Below are 17,717 nucleotides of genomic sequence, written 5' to 3'. Positions count from 1 at the left end.
GTCCTTCTGTTTAGTGCGTGGCGCCGCCACCGATTTTCACGTCATCGCCCTGTTGCAGGGCAACAGCGATAGCCGTTTCCAGCGCTACGCGTACCGTATCTACCGCCATGCTCGCTTCACCAGGATGAGCCGCAGCCTGCTCCGGCAGATAGGGAATATGGATAAAGCCGCCCTTTGCGCCTGCCTTTGCACGCAGTCCATGCAACAGACCGTACATCACATGGTTGCAGACAAAGGTTCCCGCCGTTTGCGACACCGATGCAGGGATCCCACGACCACGCAGCGCGGAGACGATCGCTTTGATCGGCAACGAGCTGAAGTAGGCCGCCGGACCATCGGCAACAATCGGCACGTCGATCGGCTGCAAACCTTTATTGTCCGGGATCCGCGCATCATCGACGTTAATCGCCACCCGTTCGACGGTAATATCGACGCGTCCTCCCGCCTGCCCAACGGCAAGGGTCAAGACGGGATCCAGCTCATCCAGCGCGGCATTTAATACCGTGAGGGCTTCGCCAAAAACGCACGGCAGCTGCCGCGCCACCACAGGCTGTCCGGCAATGATAACGCCATCCAGTTGCTTTACCACTTCCCACGAAGGGTTAACCGCCTCGCCGCCAAACGGCTCGAAACCGGTAATCAATACACCAGCCATGATCCCTCCTTACAGGAACATCAGGAAATAGAGCAAAAAGACGTTAACGGTAAGCAGCAGTACGCCAGTCGGTATCTGCGCCTTAATGACCGCATTTTTATCCGGCAGATCCAGTAACGCTGCCGGAACGATATTAAAGTTGGCCGCCATTGGCGTCATCAGGGTGCCGCAATAGCCGGAAAACATACCAATCGCCGCCATCACCGCCGGGTTACCGCCATGCTGAAGCACCAGAATGGGAATGCCGACCCCTGCGGTAATAATGGGGAACGCGGCAAAGGCGTTACCCATGATCATCGTCAGCAGCGCCATGCCAATGGTATAGACGGCAACGGCGATAAACCGGCTGTCTACCGCCAGATAGTTCTGCGTCAGCCAGGAGATGCTATTGCCAACGCCCGCAGCGGTAAACAGCAGCCCGAGAACCGCGAGGATCTGCGGTAAAATAAACGCCCAGCCGACCGAATCCAGCAGACGACGCGCTTCCTGTAATGGTTGCGCTGCCGTTTCATGGGTCATTCGAATAGCCATCGCCAGCCCGATCAACGTTCCGAGCGTCATTGAGAAGAGAGTAATCAGCGTAGAGTGGTTACCCGCGCCAAATACCATCACTTGTAACGACGGTAAATTATTAAACAATAAGACGCCGACGACCGTCACCACCGGAATCGCCAGTGCCGGATAGAACAGCCGGTTACCGAGGCGGGTCGCGCTCTCAGTACGCTCTTCAGGCGAACGTTGATGATATTTTCCCAGCTTCACGCCGCCAAAACCGGCAATCAGTGCCAGTACCACGACCACGCAGCCAACGGCAATATTTACGGTGCGTTTATCGCCGAACAGTTGGTATGTCCAGTCACCAAACAGGAATACAACACCGTACAGACCCCAGAACAAACCGGTAGTCAGACGGCGCGGATTCGCTTTGTCCCGCCATGACATCACCGCCACAATCAGCAAAATGACGCCCGCAAGCCAGTAGAGATAGTTTTGTTGGAAGTTCATGCCGCACCGCCTTCAGTCCGGCCAGCATTGATCTTCTTCAATTCACGCTGTATCTGATGATCCAGCCGCCACAGGCGCGCGGAGTGAATCAAGAAGGCGCAGACCGCCGTCGGGATCCCCCACAGGGCGATATGCAGCGGTTCGGTCTGAATACCGCCCGACTCCAGCATGAAGTTATGCATAAAGATAATCGCACCGAAGGCGACGAAAATATCCTCACCGAAAAATAAGCCGACGTTATCAGTCGCGGCCGACATAGCGCGTAAACGATAGCGAATTGCGCCGGGCAGCGGCCCGTGGACTTTCTCTGCAGCCCCCTCCGCCATCGGCGCCAGCAGCGGGCGCACCATTTGGGGATGACCACCCAGGCTGGTCAACCCGAGCGCGGCGGTCACTTCACGGATAAACAAGTAGACGATAAGCAGACGACCAGATGTAGCGCTTTGGATCTTCGCGATCCACGCCTGCGCTCGTTCTTTCAGGCCGTGCCGCTCCAACAGGCCAATAACCGCCAACGGCAACAGCAGGATAAGCGGTAGGTTGCGGGTATTAAGGAACCCTTCACCCAGCTTTTCAAGAATGGTGGCAACCGGCATATGGGCCGCCAGACCGGTGACGATGCCGGAGATAATCACCACCAGCACCGGGTTGAAACGCAAAACGAATCCGACCACGATCGCGGCAATACCGATCAACGGCCAGAGGGATACTGACTCTCCCATAGTAACATCCTGTATGTTGTGAATTGTTGTTTGTTGTTAACTAACTGATAATATTGTTTTTATTCTTCTATTTCAGCGCTGACCTGTATATTGCGCCCGGCAAACGCCGCACGCAAGCGGCGCGCAAAAACTAATGCATGTTCCCCATCGCCATGTAAACAGACGGTTTCTGCCATCACATGCGCCCACTCTCCGGTAACGCTGCGTACCCGATTGTGTTGCACCATTTCCAGGGTCTGCGCCAGCGCCTGCTCTTCACTATCGATAAGCGCCCCCGGCTGCGTGCGCGGTACCAGGTTGCCATCAGCCTGATAGCCGCGATCGGCAAAAACTTCCTGCCGCGTGGTCAGGCGATAGTGCTGCCCGGCGCGGATCAGTTCACTGCCCGCCAGCCCCACCAGCACCAGCGCCGAATCGAGATCGCGGACAGCTCTGGCGATAGCGTCCGCCAGCTGCGGGTCTTTTGCCGCCTGGTTGTAGAGCATACCGTGAGGTTTGACGTGCTGGAGCGTGCCACCTTCCGCACGAACCATCGCCGCCAGCGCACCAACCTGATACAGCGTCTGCGCATAAACCGTCTCCGGCGGCAACTGCATGGCCGTACGGCCAAAATTCTCCCGGTCAGGAAAGCTGGGATGCGCCCCCACGGCAACGCCGTACTTTAGCGCTTCCCGGACGCACTGATGCATCATCACGGCATCCCCTGCGTGAAAGCCGCAGGCGATATTGGCGGACGAGACCAGTTGTAATAACGCGCTGTCGTTACCACAGCCTTCGCCGAGGTCGGCATTCAAATCAATTTTCATCGTTCAGTCTCCACGCCAGTTGCTCCAGATAACGCTGCTGATCGGCGCGGGCTTTCAGCGCCTCTTCCAGCGTACAGGGGACAAAGTGAATCGGTTGGCCGAGCGGTATTTGCGCCAGCTGATACATATCGGCTTCGATAATGCTGGCAATGCGCGGATAGCCGCCGGTAGTCTGCGCATCGTTCATCAGCACGATAGGCTGGCCGTTATGCGGAACCTGCACTACGCCAGGCAGCAGGCCGTGGGAAAACATCTCCCGATTGGTGGTACGCACCAAAGTCTGCCCTTGCAGGCGATAGCCCATCCGGTTGCTCTGCGGGCTAAGCTGCCACGGCGAGCGCCAGAAAGCTTGCTGCGACGCGCTATCAAACTCATGGTACTCCGGACCCGGCAAGGCACGGATCCAGTTACCCACGGGCAACTGTTTTACGCCACGCGGTGCGCTGAACTGCTTCGTCGATTTCCCCAGTTTTAGCTGGTCACCATCCTGTAATCGTCGCCCCTCAAGGCCGCCAATTCCCACTTTCAGATCGGTACTGCGCGAGCCGAGGACTTTCGGTACCGCAATCCCTCCCGCCACCGCCAGATAGCTGCGAATGCCGATCCGCGGCGTTTTGAGCACCAATCGTTGACCCGCTTTTGCTGCCACGCGCCAGCCCAGCCAGACCGGTTGACCATCCAGCGTCGCTTCGCAGGCGGCACCGGTCAATGCAAACCAGGCATCGCGGGCAAACTGAATATCCACCTGCCCCAGGGTGATTTCCAGCGCTGCGGCGTTGGCCCCATTACCGACCAGCAGATTGGCGATAACCAGCGCCGGTTTATCCATCGCGCCGCAGCGGCTGATACCCAGCTGACGTAACCCTTCACGCCCGCCGTCCTGTACCGAGGTATACATCCCGGCACGGATAATCTTCAACATACGCCCTCCTTTTGCGGCACGAAACGCACCCTGTCACCGGAACGCAGCAGCACCGGTTCCTTGCGCTTCGGATCAAACAGCGCCAGCGGCGTATGGCCCAGAAGCTGCCAGCCGCCCGGCGTGGCCAGCGGGTAGATCCCGGTTTGCGCCCCGCCGATACCGACAGAACCGGCGGGTACCAGCAGACGCGGCTCCGCCCGACGCGGCATCGCCAGCTGCTCAGGCAAGCCGCCAAAGTACGGGAAGCCCGGCTGGAAGCCGAGGAACCACACCACGTACTCCACCGACGAGTGCAGTTCAACCACCTGCTTTTCGCTCAGGCCGCTGTGGCGAGCCACCTCTCCCAGATCCGGCCCCCCTTCGCCGCCGTAAACCACCGGAACCGAAATCTCCCGCGATTGCGGCTCAAGCGTGTCGCACTCCTCCCACCAGAGCTGCAAACGCTCAATCGCATCCCACGCCGTTCGCTGGGGGTTACGCAATATCACGGTAATGTTGTTCATGCCCGGAACAGCTTCCACCACCTCGGTATGACCAATCAGCCGCTGGGCTAAACGCCAGATCCGTTTCTGGCTCTCCAGCGTCACCGGAGGTTCAAGCTCCAGTACCACTGCCGTTTCACCTAACAAATAACAACGCGCTCGCTGCACTTTTGCCTCCGTTCATCAAGCCGGGTTCGGAATATCAATAAACGTGACATCCAGTTCGGTGTTTTCCGTCAACCATTCGCTTAACGCGCGAATACCGCCGCGCTCTGTGGCATGATGGCCGGCGGCATAGAAATGCAGCCCCTGTTCGCGCGCCGAGTGGATGGTCTGCTCCGAAACTTCACCGGTAATAAACGCATCAACGCCAAAACGGGCCGCGCTATCGATAAAGCTCTGGCCGCCGCCGGTGCACCACGCCACGCGGGTCACTTTGTCCGGCCCGGTATCACCACTCCACAGCGGTTTACGCCCCAGCCGTGCTTCAATCCACGAGGCCAGCTCCAGCCCGGATACCGCCATCGACAGTTCGCCCCACGGCACCAGCGGCTCGATTTCGCCCATCACATTAATGCCAAGTAATGAAGCCAACTGAGCGTTATTACCCAGCTCCGGGTGAGCGTCGAGCGGCAGGTGCCAGCCATAGAGGTTGATATCGTTAGCCAGCAGCGTTTTGAGGCGGTTGCGCTTCATGCCGCGAATAATTGGCGATTCGCCTTTCCAGAAATAACCATGATGAACAATCACCGCATCGGCCTCCAGGCGTACGGCTTCATCAAGCAGCGCCTGGCTGGCGGTCACGCCGGTCACGATTTTTTGCACCGTCTCGCGCCCTTCCACCTGTAACCCATTGGGGGCGTAATCGCTGATGGCCGCGCTATTCAGTTTTTCATTAATCAGTTGTTCCAGTTCGCTATTTTTCATTATCGCTCCATCAGGTCTTCGTGTAATGCAAAGGAATAACATAGCGTTATCCGCCCGCTCCGTCGATAGTTCTGCCGCTTCGGCGTCTGTTTTGACTTTTAGCAAAAACCCGCGATTTGTCTACTCCCTCCTACGCGCATTCGTGTATATTTATGCACTATTACAGCATATTAAATAACCAGAAAGCCTATAAGGCCATGAATATCACTAGTTGATGGCTATTCATGCAGAAAGATCGACTTTCCTTTTTATGGCAGGACAGAACGTTAAATGAACACATCATCTTCACAGCCGCGGGCGATTTATTACGTCGTCGCGCTGCAAATCTGGGAATATTTCAGTTTTTACGGTATGCGCGCACTGCTGATTTTGTATCTCACCAATCAGCTTAAGTATGACGATAACCATGCGTACGAACTGTTCAGCGCCTACTGCTCTCTGGTTTACGTTACCCCTATTCTCGGTGGTTTTCTGGCCGATAAGCTGCTCGGCAACCGCATGGCGGTGATGATTGGCGCCCTGCTGATGGCTGTCGGTCATCTGGTGCTCGGTGCCAGCGAAGTCGCTCCCACCTTCCTCTATCTGTCGCTGGCGATTATCGTCTGCGGCTACGGGCTGTTTAAATCCAACGTCAGCTGTCTGCTCGGCGAACTGTACGAACCCACCGATCCGCGTCGCGATGGCGGCTTCTCGCTCATGTATGCCGCGGGTAACGTGGGGTCGATCATTGCGCCAATCGCCTGTGGCTACGTGCAGAAAGAGTACAGTTGGGCAATGGGCTTCGCCCTGGCGGCAGTCGGGATGATCGCCGGGCTGGTCATTTTCCTTTGCGGTAATCATCACTTCCGTCACACTCGGGGCGTGAATCGCGAAGCGTTGCGGGCGCGGAATTTCGTGTTGCCAAACTGGGCCTGGCTGCTGGTACTGCTGGTCACGGCGCCGTTGTTGATTACCGTGCTGTTCTGGCAGGAGTGGTCGGTGTATGCGCTGATTGTGGCGACGATTATTGGCCTGACGGTTCTGGCGCGTATCTACCTGCGTGCAGAGACTGCCAAACAGCGTAAAGAGCTGCGCCTGATTATGGTGCTGACCTGCTTCAGCCTGCTGTTTTGGGCATTTGCGCAACAGGGCGGTAGCTCAATCAGCCTGTATATAGACCGCTTTGTGAACCGCCATTTTATGAGCTACGAGATACCGACGGCGATGTTCCAGTCGGTCAACGCCTTTGCAGTCATGCTCTGCGGGGTCGTGCTGGCGTGGCTGGTGAAAGAGAATATCAACGGCAACCGTACCGTGCGTATCTGGGGCAAGTTCGCGCTGGGCCTCGGCCTGATGAGCGCCGGTTTTTGTATCCTGACGCTGAGCGCGCGCTGGTCGGCGGCTTACGGGCAATCCTCAATGCCGCTGATGGTGCTAGGGCTGGCGGTGATGGGCTTCGCCGAGCTGTTTATCGACCCGGTGGCGATGTCGCAAATTACCCGTATTGAGATCCCTGGCGTGACCGGCGTACTGACCGGCATCTATATGCTGCTCTCCGGGGCCATCGCCAACTATCTGGCGGGGGTGATTGCCGACCAAACCTCACAAAGTTCGTTCGACGCCGCCGGAGCCGTTAACTACTCCATTAACGCCTATATCGAGGTGTTCAGCCAGATCACCTGGGGCTCGCTGGCCTGCGTCGGCCTGGTGCTGGTTATCTGGCTGTACCACTCGGTGAAGGTCAGGACTCGTCGTCTGGCGCTGGAGTCTTAAGTTCTCTGGCGGCTTCCCAGGCCGCCAGCGTCTCCAGCCGCGCCTGTTTGTGATCGACAATCGGGCGCGGGTAATCCAGCGTCACACCATTTTTCTCCGCCCACTGCCACGGCTGGTGCACCGCTTTCTCCGGCACATCGGCCAACTCCGGCAACCAGTGACGAATAAACTGCCCCGCTTTATCAAACCGCTCTCCCTGGGTCGTCGGGTTAAAAATGCGGAAATAAGGTGCAGCATCGGTGCCAGTTGACGCCGCCCACTGCCAGCCGCCATTGTTCGCCGCCAGGTCGCCATCAATCAGCTGTTCGATAAAGTAGCGCTCCCCCAACCGCCAGTCGATACGCAGATCTTTGACCAGGAAGCTGGCAACAATCATTCGCAAGCGATTATGCATCCACCCTGTGGTATTGAGCTGACGCATCGCCGCATCGACAATCGGGAAGCCGGTCTGCCCGCGCTGCCAGGCCTGAAGCGCGGATTTATCATCCAACCACGCCACGTTATCGGTCCAGGCGATAAAAGGTCGTCCTTTACACAGGTTCGGGTAGTAAACCATCAGATGGCGATAAAACTCGCGCCAGATAAGTTCGTTGAGCCAAACCGCCCCCGCTTCCCCCTCCAGCGCTCGCGGCTGCTCCACCAGCAGGCGATGCAGGCACTGACGCGGTGAAAGCACGCCAACCGCCAGGCACGGCGACAGTCGGCTGGTCCCCTCGATGGCCGGAAGGTCGCGCTGCTCATCATAATCGGCGGCCTTCTGCTGGCAAAAACGGCGTAGCTGATTGATAGCGGCTTTTTCATCCGCAGCAAACAGGTCGCTATCAAACGGCGTCTGCGAATAGTCTATTTTCACTTCAGCCGTTGCATCTATTGCCCCACCGGCGCGAGCTTTCGGCGCAGCAACGCACTCCGGCAGCGCCTCCTGCAAACGGCGAATAAAGGCATTTTTAAACGGCGTAAACACCTTATACATTTCGCGATTGCCGGTCAGCACGCTGCCGGGCGGTAGCAACACACTGTCATCAAAACCCTGACATATCACGCCTTGTAAGTTTTTCTCAACTAACGCATCGCGCTGGCGTTCATTAATTTCATACTGGTAATTATAGAAAAGATGGTTGACCTGCTGCCGCTTACAGACTTCAGATAGCAGCGTCACGCTGGCGGCGAAGTCCTCCGCATGTTCAATGAGCAGCGGGATCCCCCGCTCGGCCAGCGCCATTTGTAAGCTATCAAGATGACTGACAATAAATGCCGCCTGACGCGACGCCATGCCGTGCTGACGCCATTGTCCCGGCGTGGCGATAAACAACGCCACCACGCGAGCATGAGGATCGCGACAGGCAGCAGCAAGCGCAAGGTTATCGTGAACGCGCAAGTCCGCGCGAAACCAGACCAGATGGGTGGCCATAAAACTCCTGCAATCAGTGATTTTTTATTCGTCCAGCGCTTGCGGCCAGCCGGTGAAGTAGCGCTGGCCGGAGAGATAAGCGTCCGGAAATTCGGCCATATAGTGTTTGAGCTGATTCACCGGCGCAAGCAGCGGCTCTTTTCCCAAACGATAGTCGTCGATAAGTGCAGTCAACGCCTGCTTCTGTTGGGCAGTGAGATGTTCGCGGAAATAACCCTGAACGTGCATGAGCACATTAGTATGATTTTGCCGGGTGGAGGGATGAGCCAGCAGTGTCACCAGACGCTCACGATAGGCGTCAAAAAAGGCGTCCAGCGAAGGCCAGTCAGCCATGGCTGCCACAAAAGGCCCAATCTGGCGGTATTCAGGTTGTGAATGCGCCAGCAGTATCAGCTTGTAGCGGCTATGAAAATCCACCAGGTTGCCCCGGGTCAGCCCATCGCGGCGCAGATTATCCAGTTCACGTAAGGTGTAAATGCGGGTTTTGTTATCGTCTTCCAGCCAGGTGTCGCTCATTACGGCTCCTTGTATCATCAGGAGTAATAAGTGTAAGCCACAACAGGCAAAAAAAAACCGCCGGACGAACCAGCGGTTTACAGCGTTCAGACGATATGTGGATATCAGTAAAAATCTGCGGAGGCTTTTTCCGCCTGCGCCATCCATACCGGCTGGTCGCTGGTTTTTGACCACACGCGGTGCAGCCAGCTGTAAAAACGAGCACGATCTTTCCAGAACAACATCACCGGAAGCGCCGCCACGCCAGCCACAACGGCGAAAGTGCGACGCGCGAAGATTACGTGAGCAGGATAAGTTTTGTACAACGCCATAATTTCTCTCCCCTTTGTCAGGCCGGCAATCAACGCCGGTAAAGTATCAATGTGTATCTGGTTAAAATAGTACCGCCTTGGCTGTAATTTTACTACTCATCCGACCACTAAAAAGCACTTATTTAGCCTTTATTTACATTCATCCGGTAACTTAGTTACATAAAGGTTAAATTAATACTAACCATTAGTTAAATTAAGGGATTGGTGATTTTTATATTTTTTTTACACCCTTGCAGCTAATTTTTGCGAAATCTTTGCGCCCGACTTCCTATCCTCCTCGTAAATCAAAAAGACACCCGGAGGTGGATTGTGACTGCAGGCGTAATCGCTGGCGTAGCGCTGGTGTTCCTGTTGCTGGCTTATCTGGTTTATGCCTTGATACATGCGGAGGCATTCTGATGGCAGCTCAAGGATTTTTACTCATCGCGAGCTTTATTCTGCTACTGATGCTCCTGGCTCGTCCGCTGGGAACAGCGCTGGCGACGATGATCAACGATGCCCCGTTACCGGGACTTGCCGGTATCGAACGCGGATTATGGCGTGCTGCGGGCATTCGTTCGCAGGAGATGAACTGGTATCAATATTTATTCGCCATCCTGCTGTTTAACGCGCTGGGTCTGGTGGCGCTGTTTGCGTTGCTTATGTTCCAGGGCTTCCTGCCGCTTAATCCGCAGCACCTACCCGGCTTGTCCTGGGATCTGGCGCTGAATACGGCAGTGAGTTTTGTCAGCAACACCAACTGGCAGGCCTATGCTGGGGAAGCTACCATGAGCTATCTCAGCCAAATGGTGGGGCTGGCGGTGCAAAACTTCCTCTCCGCCGCCACCGGCATCGCGGTGATCTTTGCCCTTACTCGCGCTTACGCCCGACAGAAAGTCAGCACGCTTGGTAACGCCTGGATCGACCTGACCCGCATCACCCTCTGGCTGCTGCTGCCCATTTCGCTGCTGATTGCGCTGTTCTTTATTCAGCAGGGCGTGCCGCAGAGCTTTGCGCCGTATCAGGGTTTTACATCGCTTGAAGGGGTACGCCAGATGCTGCCGATGGGGCCGGTCGCCTCGCAGGAAGCGATTAAAATGCTGGGTACCAACGGCGGCGGCTTCTTTAACGCCAACTCGGCGCACCCGTTTGAAAACCCCACCGCGCTGACCAACATGGTGCAGATGCTGGCGATCTTTTTGATCCCGGCGGCGCTGTGTTTCGCCTTCGGCGAGGTCGTGGGCGATCGCCGCCAGGGACGGGCCATCCTGTGGGCGATGACGCTTATCTTTATCGTCTGCGTGGCGGTCGTCATGTGGGCCGAAACCCGCGGCAATCCGCATCTTTTAAGCCTCGGCGCCGATAGCAGTCTGAATATGGAAGGCAAAGAGAGCCGCTTCGGTATTCTCGCCAGTAGCCTGTTCGCCGTGGTCACTACCGCCGCTTCCTGCGGGGCGGTCAACGCGATGCATGACTCCTTTACCGCACTGGGCGGGATGGTGCCAATGTGGTTAATGCAGATTGGCGAAGTGGTGTTCGGCGGCGTTGGCTCGGGGCTATATGGCATGCTGCTGTTCGTGATGCTGGCGGTATTTATCGCCGGGCTGATGATTGGCCGCACGCCGGAGTACCTCGGTAAGAAAATCGATGTCCGCGAAATGAAGATGATTGCGCTGGCCATTCTGGTTACACCAACGCTGGTGCTGCTCGGTACGGCGCTGGCGATGATGACCGAGGCTGGGCGCGCAGGGATGTTTAACCCTGGTCCGCACGGCTTCAGCGAAGTGCTGTACGCCGTTACCTCGGCGGCTAATAACAACGGTAGCGCCTTTGGTGGCTTAAGCGCGGCAACGCCATTCTGGAATCTGCTGCTCGCGTTTTGCATGCTGGTCGGTCGCTTCGCGGTCATTATTCCGGTGATGGCCATTGCCGGTTCGCTGGTAACGAAGAAAATTCAGCCTGCCGGTACCGGTACGCTCGCCACCCACGACGCGCTGTTTATCGGACTGCTGATCGGTACCGTACTGCTGGTCGGTGCGCTGACCTTTATCCCCGCGCTGGCGCTCGGCCCGCTGGCGGAACACTTTTCCTTACTTTAAGCGATAGCGGAGCAACCTGTTATGAGTCGCAAATCATTAGCCCTGCTGGAGCCGACGCTGGTGCGCCAGGCGCTGCTGGACGCCGTGAAAAAACTTAGCCCGTCAGTACAGTGGCGTAACCCGGTAATGTTTATCGTCTGGATTGGCAGCCTGTTAACCACCCTGCTCGCCATCGCCATGGCCAGCGGGCAGATCGCGGGTAGCGCCGGGTTTACCGCCACCGTCAGTATCTGGCTGTGGTTCACGGTGCTATTCGCCAACTTCGCCGAAGCGATGGCTGAAGGCCGCAGTAAAGCGCAGGCCAATAGCCTTAAAGGGGTACAAAAGACCTCATTTGCCCGCAAACTACGCGCCCCACAACACGATGCGCAAATTGATCACGTGCCCGCCGAAGAGCTGCGCAAAGGCGACGTGGTGCTGGTCGAGGCAGGGGATATTATTCCCTGCGATGGCGAAGTTCTCGAAGGCGGCGCATCGGTAGATGAAAGCGCCATTACCGGCGAATCTGCGCCGGTTATCCGTGAATCCGGCGGCGACTTCGCCTCGGTGACCGGCGGGACGCGTATTCTTTCCGACTGGCTGGTGATCCGCTGTAGCGTTAACCCCGGCGAAACGTTCCTTGACCGGATGATCGCCATGGTTGAAGGGGCACAGCGGCGCAAAACGCCGAACGAAATTGCGCTGACCATCCTGCTTATCGCCCTGACTCTGGTATTTCTGCTCGCCACCGCCACCATCTGGCCCTTCTCCGCCTGGAGCGGTAACGCGGTGAGCGTCACGGTACTGGTGGCGCTGCTGGTGTGCCTGATCCCAACCACCATCGGCGGCCTGCTGTCAGCCATCGGGGTCGCCGGGATGAGCCGGATGCTCGGCGCTAACGTGATCGCTACCAGCGGTCGCGCGGTCGAAGCGGCGGGCGATGTCGACGTGCTGCTGCTGGACAAAACCGGCACCATCACGCTCGGCAACCGCCAGGCCTCGGCGTTCCTGCCCGCTCAGGGCGTGGAGGAGAAAACCCTTGCCGATGCCGCCCAGCTCTCTTCGCTGGCAGATGAAACCCCGGAAGGTCGCAGTATCGTGGTACTGGCGAAGCAGCGCTTTAATCTGCGCGAGCGCGATCTGCAATCACTGCACGCCACCTTCGTGCCGTTTACCGCCCAGACCCGGATGAGCGGCATCAATATCGACCAACGCATGATCCGCAAAGGTTCAGTCGACGCCATTCGTCGCCATGTGGAAGCCAACGGCGGCCACTTTCCAGCCGATGTCGATAAACAGGTTGAAGAGGTCGCGCGCCTCGGCGCAACGCCGCTGGTGGTTGCCGAAGGCGAGCGGGTGCTGGGGATTATTTCACTCAAAGATATCGTCAAAGGCGGCATTAAAGAGCGTTTTGCTCAACTGCGTAAAATGGGGATTAAAACGGTGATGATCACTGGCGATAACCGCCTGACCGCCGCCGCCATTGCCGCAGAGGCCGGAGTGGATGACTTCCTTGCCGAAGCCACGCCGGAAGCCAAGCTGGCATTGATCCGCCAATATCAATCCGAAGGACGGCTAGTGGCGATGACCGGTGACGGTACCAACGATGCCCCGGCGCTGGCGCAGGCCGACGTGGCGGTGGCGATGAACTCCGGTACCCAAGCGGCAAAAGAGGCCGGCAACATGGTGGATCTGGACTCCAACCCCACCAAACTGATCGAGGTCGTGCATATCGGTAAACAGATGCTGATGACCCGTGGCTCTTTAACCACCTTCAGTATTGCCAACGATGTGGCGAAATATTTCGCCATTATTCCGGCCGCGTTTGCCGCCGTCTATCCACCGCTGGCGATGCTTAACGTGATGCATCTGCATTCGCCTTCATCGGCGATTTTAAGCGCGGTAATTTTTAACGCGCTGATTATCGTCTTTCTGATCCCGCTGGCGCTGAAAGGCGTGAGCTATAAGCCGCTGTCTGCCTCGGCGATGTTGCGCCGTAATCTGTGGGTCTACGGCCTGGGCGGACTGCTGGTGCCGTTTATCGGCATCAAAGCTATCGACCTGTTACTGACCCTGACCGGGCTGCTGTAAGGAGATAATCATGTCAATAATTCGTCCGGTTCTTGTACTTTTTATTCTGTTAACGCTCATCACCGGCGGCGTCTATCCGCTATTAACCACCGCGCTGGGACAGTGGTGGTTTCCGCAGCAGGCCAACGGCTCGCTGGTGCGCATTGACGGCGAAGTGCGTGGTTCCCGCCTGATCGGTCAGAACTTTACCGCTGCGGGCTATTTCCAGGGCCGACCTTCCGCGACGGCGGAGGTGGCGGATAACCCGCTGGCTTCCGGCGGCAGCAACCTTGCCGCCAGCAATCCGGCGCTGGATAAAGCCATCAGCGAACGAGTACAGGCCCTGCGCGACGCCAACCCGGATGCAAATCCGACGGTGCCGGTTGAACTGGTGACCGCTTCAGCGAGCGGGCTGGATTACAGCCTGACCCCGGCCGCTGCGCTGTGGCAGGTACCTCGCGTCGCCAAAGCACGTCAGCTTAGCGTTGAACAAGTCAGCCAGTTGGTTGACGAGGCAACGCAAAAACCGTTGCTCAGTTTTCTCGGCCAACCTGTGGTAAATATACTGCAGCTGAATATGTCGCTGGATGCCCTAAAGGATAAGTGAAATGAGTGACGAGCCGCTGCGTCCGGACCCAGACCGCCTGTTACAACAAACCGCCTCTGCACATCGCGGAAAACTGAAGGTGTTTTTTGGTGCCTGCGCGGGGGTCGGTAAAACCTGGGCGATGCTGGCGGAAGCGCAGCGGCTGCGCGCCCAGGGGCTGGATATTCTGGTTGGCGTGGCAGAAACCCATGGGCGTAAAGAGACAGCGGCAATGCTTGAGGGGCTCAGCACCCTCCCCCTGCGCCGCCTTTCCCATCGCGGGCGCTACGTTAAAGAGTTTGACCTTGACGGCGCGCTGGCCCGCCGTCCGGCGCTGATCCTGGTCGATGAGCTGGCGCACAGCAACGCGCCCGGCTCGCGACATCCTAAACGCTGGCAGGACGTTGAAGAGCTACTCGAAGCCGGCATCGACGTTTTTACTACCGTCAACGTCCAGCATCTGGAAAGCCTTAACGATGTGGTCAGCGGCATCACCGGCGTACAGGTGCGCGAAACCGTCCCCGACCCGTTTTTTGACGCCGCCGATGATGTGGTTCTCGTCGACCTTCCCCCCGACGATCTCCGCCAGCGGCTTAATGAAGGCAAAGTTTATATCGGCGGTCAGGCTGAGCGGGCTATCGAAAACTTCTTTCGCAAAGGCAACCTGATTGCCCTGCGCGAGCTGGCGTTGCGCCGTACCGCCGATCGGGTCGATGAGCAGATGCGCGCCTGGCGCGACCGTCAGGGCCAGGAAAAGGTCTGGCACACCCGCGACGCCATTTTGCTGTGCATTGGCCATAATACCGGTAGCGAAAAGCTGGTCCGCGCCGCAGCCCGACTGGCTGCCAGGCTGGGTAGCGTCTGGCATGCGGTGTATGTTGAAACCCCTTCTTTGCATCGTCTGCCGGAAGCAAAGCGACGGGCAATTCTGGCGGCGCTTCGGCTGGCGCAGGAGCTGGGGGCAGAAACTGCCACTCTCTCCGATCCTTCGGAAGAGAAGGCCGTTCTGCACTACGCCCGCGAGCATAACCTCGGCAAAATAGTGATTGGCCGCCAGCAAAAACGGCGCTGGTGGGATCGCAGCGGCTTCGCCGATCGTCTGGCCCGGCACGCACCGGATCTCGATTTGGTCGTCATCGCGTTGGATGAAAAGACCGCCCCTCTACCCGCTCGCGCCAGCGATGGCCGCACGGCGATGGAAAAATGGCGTTTGCAGGTTCAGGGCTGCGTGGTCGCCATCGCGCTGTGCGCGGTCATTACCGTGGTGGCGATGCAGTGGTTAATGGCCTTCGAGGCCGCCAACCTGGTGATGCTGTATCTGCTCGGGGTGGTGATTATTGCCCTCGTGTATGGCCGTTGGCCGTCGGTACTGGCGACGATGGTGAACGTGGTCAGCTTTGACCTGTTCTTTGTTGCGCCGCGCGGTACGCTGGCTGTTTCCGATGTGCAGTATCTGCTGACTTTTGGCGTGATGCTGACCGTCGGACTGCTTATCGGCAATCTAACCGCTGGCGTGCGCTATCAGGCGCGGGTGGCGCGCTATCGCGAACGGCGCACCCGTCATCTTTACGAAATGTCAAAAGCGCTGGCGGTGGGCCGCAGCCATGAGGATATCGCCACCACCAGCGAGCGATTTATTGCCTCGACGTTTCAGGCGCGCAGCCAGCTGCTGCTGCCCGATGATGCCGGAAGACTCTCGCCGCTAACTCAGCAAACCGCAGCCATCACCTGGGATGACGCTATTGCCCGCTGGAGCTTCGATAAAGGCCAGCCCGCCGGAGCTGGTACCGACACCCTTCCCGGCGTGCCCTATCAGATTCTGCCGCTAAAAAGCGCCGCCCGTACCTGGGGATTGCTGGTGGTAGAACCGGATAATTTGCGCCAGCTAATGATCCCCGAGCAACAGCGTCTGCTGGAAACCTTCACCCTGCTGGTCGCCAGCGCGCTGGAGCGGCTGACGTTAACCGCCAGCGAAGAGCAGGCTCGGCTGAACAGCGAACGCGAAAGCCTGCGCAACTCGCTGCTGGCGGCGCTGTCACATGATTTGCGCACCCCGCTGACGGTGCTGTTTGGTCAGGCGGAGATCCTGACGCTTGATCTCGCCACCGAGGGTTCGAAGCATGCCCCACAGGCCAATGAGATTCGCCAGCATGTGCTGAACACCACCAGGCTGGTCAATAATCTGCTCGATATGGCGCGGATCCAGTCCGGCGGCTTTAATTTGCATAAAGAGTGGTTAACCCTGGAAGAGGTTGTCGGCAGCGCTTTGCGTATGCTGGAGCCGGGTCTCGGCGGGCGGCATATTCAGCTTGCGCTGCCGGACCCGCTGCTGCTGGTACACGTTGACGGTCCGCTATTTGAACGGGTGCTGATTAATCTGCTGGAAAATGCGGTGAAATACGCCGGGCCGCAGGCGCAAATCGGCATAGCGGCGCATACCGATCCGCATAATTTGTTTCTGGAGGTCTGGGATAACGGGCCCGGTATCCCAGCGGGGCAGGAACAGGCTATCTTTGATAAGTTCGCTCGCGGCAATAAGGAGTCGGCAATTCCCGGCGTCGGCCTGGGGCTGGCGATTTGTGAGGCCATTGTCGAAGTCCACGGCGGGACGATTAGCGGCGCAACGCGTCCGGAAGGCGGTGCCTGTTTCCGTGTTACACTGCCGCGAGAAGCGCCCCCTGAACTGAAAGAGTTAGCCGAGGAAATGTGATTAACGTTTTGATCATCGAAGACGAAAACGCTATCCGCCGCTTTCTGCGCACCGCGCTGGAAGCCGACGGCATGCGGGTATTTGAGGCGGAAACGCTGCAACGCGGGCTGATTGAAGCCGCCACCCGCAAGCCGGATTTAGTCATTCTCGATCTTGGCCTGCCCGATGGTGATGGCAACGCGTTTATTCGCGAAGTTCGCCAGTGGAGCCAAATGCCGATTATCGTGTTATCGGCACGCACCGAGGAGCAGGATAAAATCGCCGCTCTCGACGCCGGTGCCGATGACTATCTGAGCAAACCTTTTGGTATTGGCGAGCTGCAGGCGCGGTTGCGGGTGGCCATGCGTCGCCACGCTGGTGCGCAGGCCGACGAGCCACTGGTACGTTTTGCCGATATTGAGGTGGATATCCCCGCTCGCCGCATCGTTCGCGGCGACGAAGAGATCCACCTGACGCCAATCGAATTTCGTCTGCTTGCAGTATTGTTAAATAATCCTGGCAAGGTGCTGACCCAGCGACAGCTGCTCAATCAGGTCTGGGGACCGAATGCGGTGGAGCATAGCCACTATCTGCGGATTTATATGGGACACCTGCGGCAAAAGCTGGAGGTTGACCCGGCGCGACCGCATCATTTGCTCACCGAAACGGGGATCGGTTACCGGTTTATGCCGTAGCCGTTGCCCCAGGTTGCGATCGCGTGTCGATGGTTTCCCGGGGCGCTGTGCTCAGTCGGGCTACGGGTTCACCGCCGTCTGCCGGTCAGGTAGCCCGGACAGGCGCATCGC

The 17,717-nt window shown here is 57.8% G+C and carries 16 protein-coding genes and 1 pseudogene; 7 read left to right on the top strand and 10 right to left on the bottom strand.

From position 1 onward, the window contains the following. Nucleotides 1-10: 10 nt before the first annotated feature. From pcp to QVF11_RS22710, 7 genes are read right to left on the bottom strand one after another with little or no spacing between them, the layout of a single operon-like run. Nucleotides 11-655 carry a pyroglutamyl-peptidase I gene (gene pcp / locus QVF11_RS22740; protein WP_112214480.1) on the bottom strand — a complete coding sequence of 215 codons (645 nt, stop codon included), beginning with the start codon at nucleotides 653-655 and terminating at the stop codon, nucleotides 11-13. A gap of 9 nt (nucleotides 656-664) precedes the next feature. After that, entirely contained in the window at nucleotides 665-1,660 is a 996-nt protein-coding gene (locus QVF11_RS22735; protein ID WP_142512013.1) for a DUF979 domain-containing protein, read from the bottom strand. Next, nucleotides 1,657-2,382 carry a DUF969 domain-containing protein gene (locus QVF11_RS22730; RefSeq protein ID WP_112214482.1) on the bottom strand — a complete coding sequence of 242 codons (726 nt, stop codon included), beginning with the start codon at nucleotides 2,380-2,382 and terminating at the stop codon, nucleotides 1,657-1,659. Before QVF11_RS22730 ends, QVF11_RS22735 begins: the two co-directional genes overlap by 4 nt. 59 nt (nucleotides 2,383-2,441) lie before the next feature. Next, nucleotides 2,442-3,188: a 5-oxoprolinase subunit PxpA gene (gene pxpA, locus QVF11_RS22725; RefSeq protein ID WP_112214483.1), complete on the bottom strand. Its 747-nt coding sequence runs from the start codon at nucleotides 3,186-3,188 to the stop codon at nucleotides 2,442-2,444. Then, entirely contained in the window at nucleotides 3,178-4,110 is a 933-nt protein-coding gene (pxpC, locus tag QVF11_RS22720) for a 5-oxoprolinase subunit PxpC (protein ID WP_287859362.1), read from the bottom strand. Before pxpC ends, pxpA begins: the two co-directional genes overlap by 11 nt. Then, a complete protein-coding gene (pxpB, locus tag QVF11_RS22715) occupies nucleotides 4,104-4,760 on the bottom strand; it encodes a 5-oxoprolinase subunit PxpB (RefSeq protein ID WP_110277318.1) in 657 nt (218 codons plus the stop codon). Before pxpB ends, pxpC begins: the two co-directional genes overlap by 7 nt. Before the next feature lie 15 nt (nucleotides 4,761-4,775). Beyond that, complete coding sequence (locus tag QVF11_RS22710) at nucleotides 4,776-5,519, bottom strand: type 2 GTP cyclohydrolase I (protein WP_110277319.1); 744 nt, start codon at nucleotides 5,517-5,519, stop codon at nucleotides 4,776-4,778. A 270-nt stretch (nucleotides 5,520-5,789) separates the two neighbouring features. On the opposite strand from QVF11_RS22710, the gene dtpD reads away from it, so the two are divergent. Beyond that, nucleotides 5,790-7,271, top strand: coding sequence for a dipeptide permease DtpD (gene dtpD, locus QVF11_RS22705; protein ID WP_287859359.1), 1,482 nt, complete (start codon nucleotides 5,790-5,792; stop codon nucleotides 7,269-7,271). Here dtpD and phrB read toward each other — a convergent pair. The 3 genes and pseudogenes from phrB to QVF11_RS22690 all read right to left on the bottom strand — a co-directional run bounded on the left by phrB (nucleotide 7,240) and on the right by QVF11_RS22690 (nucleotide 9,509). Continuing rightward, complete coding sequence (phrB, locus tag QVF11_RS22700; protein WP_287859357.1) at nucleotides 7,240-8,682, bottom strand: deoxyribodipyrimidine photo-lyase; 1,443 nt, start codon at nucleotides 8,680-8,682, stop codon at nucleotides 7,240-7,242. The genes dtpD and phrB overlap by 32 nt on opposite strands. 24 nt (nucleotides 8,683-8,706) lie before the next feature. Continuing rightward, nucleotides 8,707-9,198, bottom strand: a pseudogene (locus tag QVF11_RS22695) (DUF1722 domain-containing protein); the annotation flags it as partial. Nucleotides 9,199-9,302: 104 nt separating this feature from the next. Next, on the bottom strand, nucleotides 9,303-9,509 hold the full coding sequence (locus QVF11_RS22690; protein WP_110277323.1) for a YbfA family protein: 207 nt from the start codon (nucleotides 9,507-9,509) through the stop codon (nucleotides 9,303-9,305). A 309-nt stretch (nucleotides 9,510-9,818) separates the two neighbouring features. Between QVF11_RS22690 and kdpF the strand changes: the two genes are divergently transcribed. The 6 genes from kdpF to kdpE are packed head-to-tail and all read left to right on the top strand — an operon-like array spanning nucleotide 9,819 to nucleotide 17,606. Then, nucleotides 9,819-9,908, top strand: coding sequence for a K(+)-transporting ATPase subunit F (kdpF, locus tag QVF11_RS22685; protein ID WP_112214488.1), 90 nt, complete (start codon nucleotides 9,819-9,821; stop codon nucleotides 9,906-9,908). After that, the gene (kdpA, locus tag QVF11_RS22680) at nucleotides 9,908-11,587 is read left to right on the top strand and encodes a potassium-transporting ATPase subunit KdpA (RefSeq protein WP_287859354.1); all 1,680 of its coding nucleotides are present in this window, start codon (nucleotides 9,908-9,910) and stop codon (nucleotides 11,585-11,587) included. The genes kdpF and kdpA overlap by 1 nt, the downstream gene beginning before the upstream one ends. Nucleotides 11,588-11,608: 21 nt before the next feature. Next, complete coding sequence (kdpB, locus tag QVF11_RS22675; RefSeq protein WP_112214490.1) at nucleotides 11,609-13,657, top strand: potassium-transporting ATPase subunit KdpB; 2,049 nt, start codon at nucleotides 11,609-11,611, stop codon at nucleotides 13,655-13,657. 10 nt (nucleotides 13,658-13,667) lie between these two features. Continuing rightward, nucleotides 13,668-14,243, top strand: coding sequence for a potassium-transporting ATPase subunit KdpC (gene kdpC, locus QVF11_RS22670; RefSeq protein WP_287859351.1), 576 nt, complete (start codon nucleotides 13,668-13,670; stop codon nucleotides 14,241-14,243). A gap of 1 nt (nucleotide 14,244) precedes the next feature. Next, entirely contained in the window at nucleotides 14,245-16,932 is a 2,688-nt protein-coding gene (kdpD, locus tag QVF11_RS22665) for a two-component system sensor histidine kinase KdpD (RefSeq protein WP_287859350.1), read from the top strand. Continuing rightward, a complete protein-coding gene (kdpE, locus tag QVF11_RS22660) occupies nucleotides 16,929-17,606 on the top strand; it encodes a two-component system response regulator KdpE (protein WP_287859348.1) in 678 nt (225 codons plus the stop codon). Before kdpD ends, kdpE begins: the two co-directional genes overlap by 4 nt. Nucleotides 17,607-17,717 lie beyond the last annotated feature (111 nt).

This window comes from Klebsiella sp. (assembly GCF_027492335.1).
GTDB classification, from domain to species: Bacteria; Pseudomonadota; Gammaproteobacteria; order Enterobacterales; family Enterobacteriaceae; genus Klebsiella; species Klebsiella huaxiensis.
The sequence above is the reverse complement of the archived record's forward strand: the minus strand, read 5'-3'. Positions and strand labels throughout refer to the sequence as shown.

What these genes read in the sequence shown, in the direction of transcription:
- pcp (WP_112214480.1), bottom strand. Translation starts at nt 655, where the DNA reads ATGGCTGGTGTATTGATTACCGGTTTCGAGCCGTTTGGCGGCGAGGCG.
- QVF11_RS22735 (WP_142512013.1), bottom strand. Translation starts at nt 1,660, where the DNA reads ATGAACTTCCAACAAAACTATCTCTACTGGCTTGCGGGCGTCATTTTG.
- QVF11_RS22730 (WP_112214482.1), bottom strand. Translation starts at nt 2,382, where the DNA reads ATGGGAGAGTCAGTATCCCTCTGGCCGTTGATCGGTATTGCCGCGATC.
- pxpA (WP_112214483.1), bottom strand. Translation starts at nt 3,188, where the DNA reads ATGAAAATTGATTTGAATGCCGACCTCGGCGAAGGCTGTGGTAACGAC.
- pxpC (WP_287859362.1), bottom strand. Translation starts at nt 4,110, where the DNA reads ATGTTGAAGATTATCCGTGCCGGGATGTATACCTCGGTACAGGACGGC.
- QVF11_RS22710 (WP_110277319.1), bottom strand. Translation starts at nt 5,519, where the DNA reads ATGAAAAATAGCGAACTGGAACAACTGATTAATGAAAAACTGAATAGC.
- dtpD (WP_287859359.1), top strand. Translation starts at nt 5,790, where the DNA reads ATGAACACATCATCTTCACAGCCGCGGGCGATTTATTACGTCGTCGCG.
- phrB (WP_287859357.1), bottom strand. Translation starts at nt 8,682, where the DNA reads ATGGCCACCCATCTGGTCTGGTTTCGCGCGGACTTGCGCGTTCACGAT.
- QVF11_RS22690 (WP_110277323.1), bottom strand. Translation starts at nt 9,509, where the DNA reads ATGGCGTTGTACAAAACTTATCCTGCTCACGTAATCTTCGCGCGTCGC.
- kdpA (WP_287859354.1), top strand. Translation starts at nt 9,908, where the DNA reads ATGGCAGCTCAAGGATTTTTACTCATCGCGAGCTTTATTCTGCTACTG.
- kdpB (WP_112214490.1), top strand. Translation starts at nt 11,609, where the DNA reads ATGAGTCGCAAATCATTAGCCCTGCTGGAGCCGACGCTGGTGCGCCAG.
- kdpC (WP_287859351.1), top strand. Translation starts at nt 13,668, where the DNA reads ATGTCAATAATTCGTCCGGTTCTTGTACTTTTTATTCTGTTAACGCTC.
- kdpD (WP_287859350.1), top strand. Translation starts at nt 14,245, where the DNA reads ATGAGTGACGAGCCGCTGCGTCCGGACCCAGACCGCCTGTTACAACAA.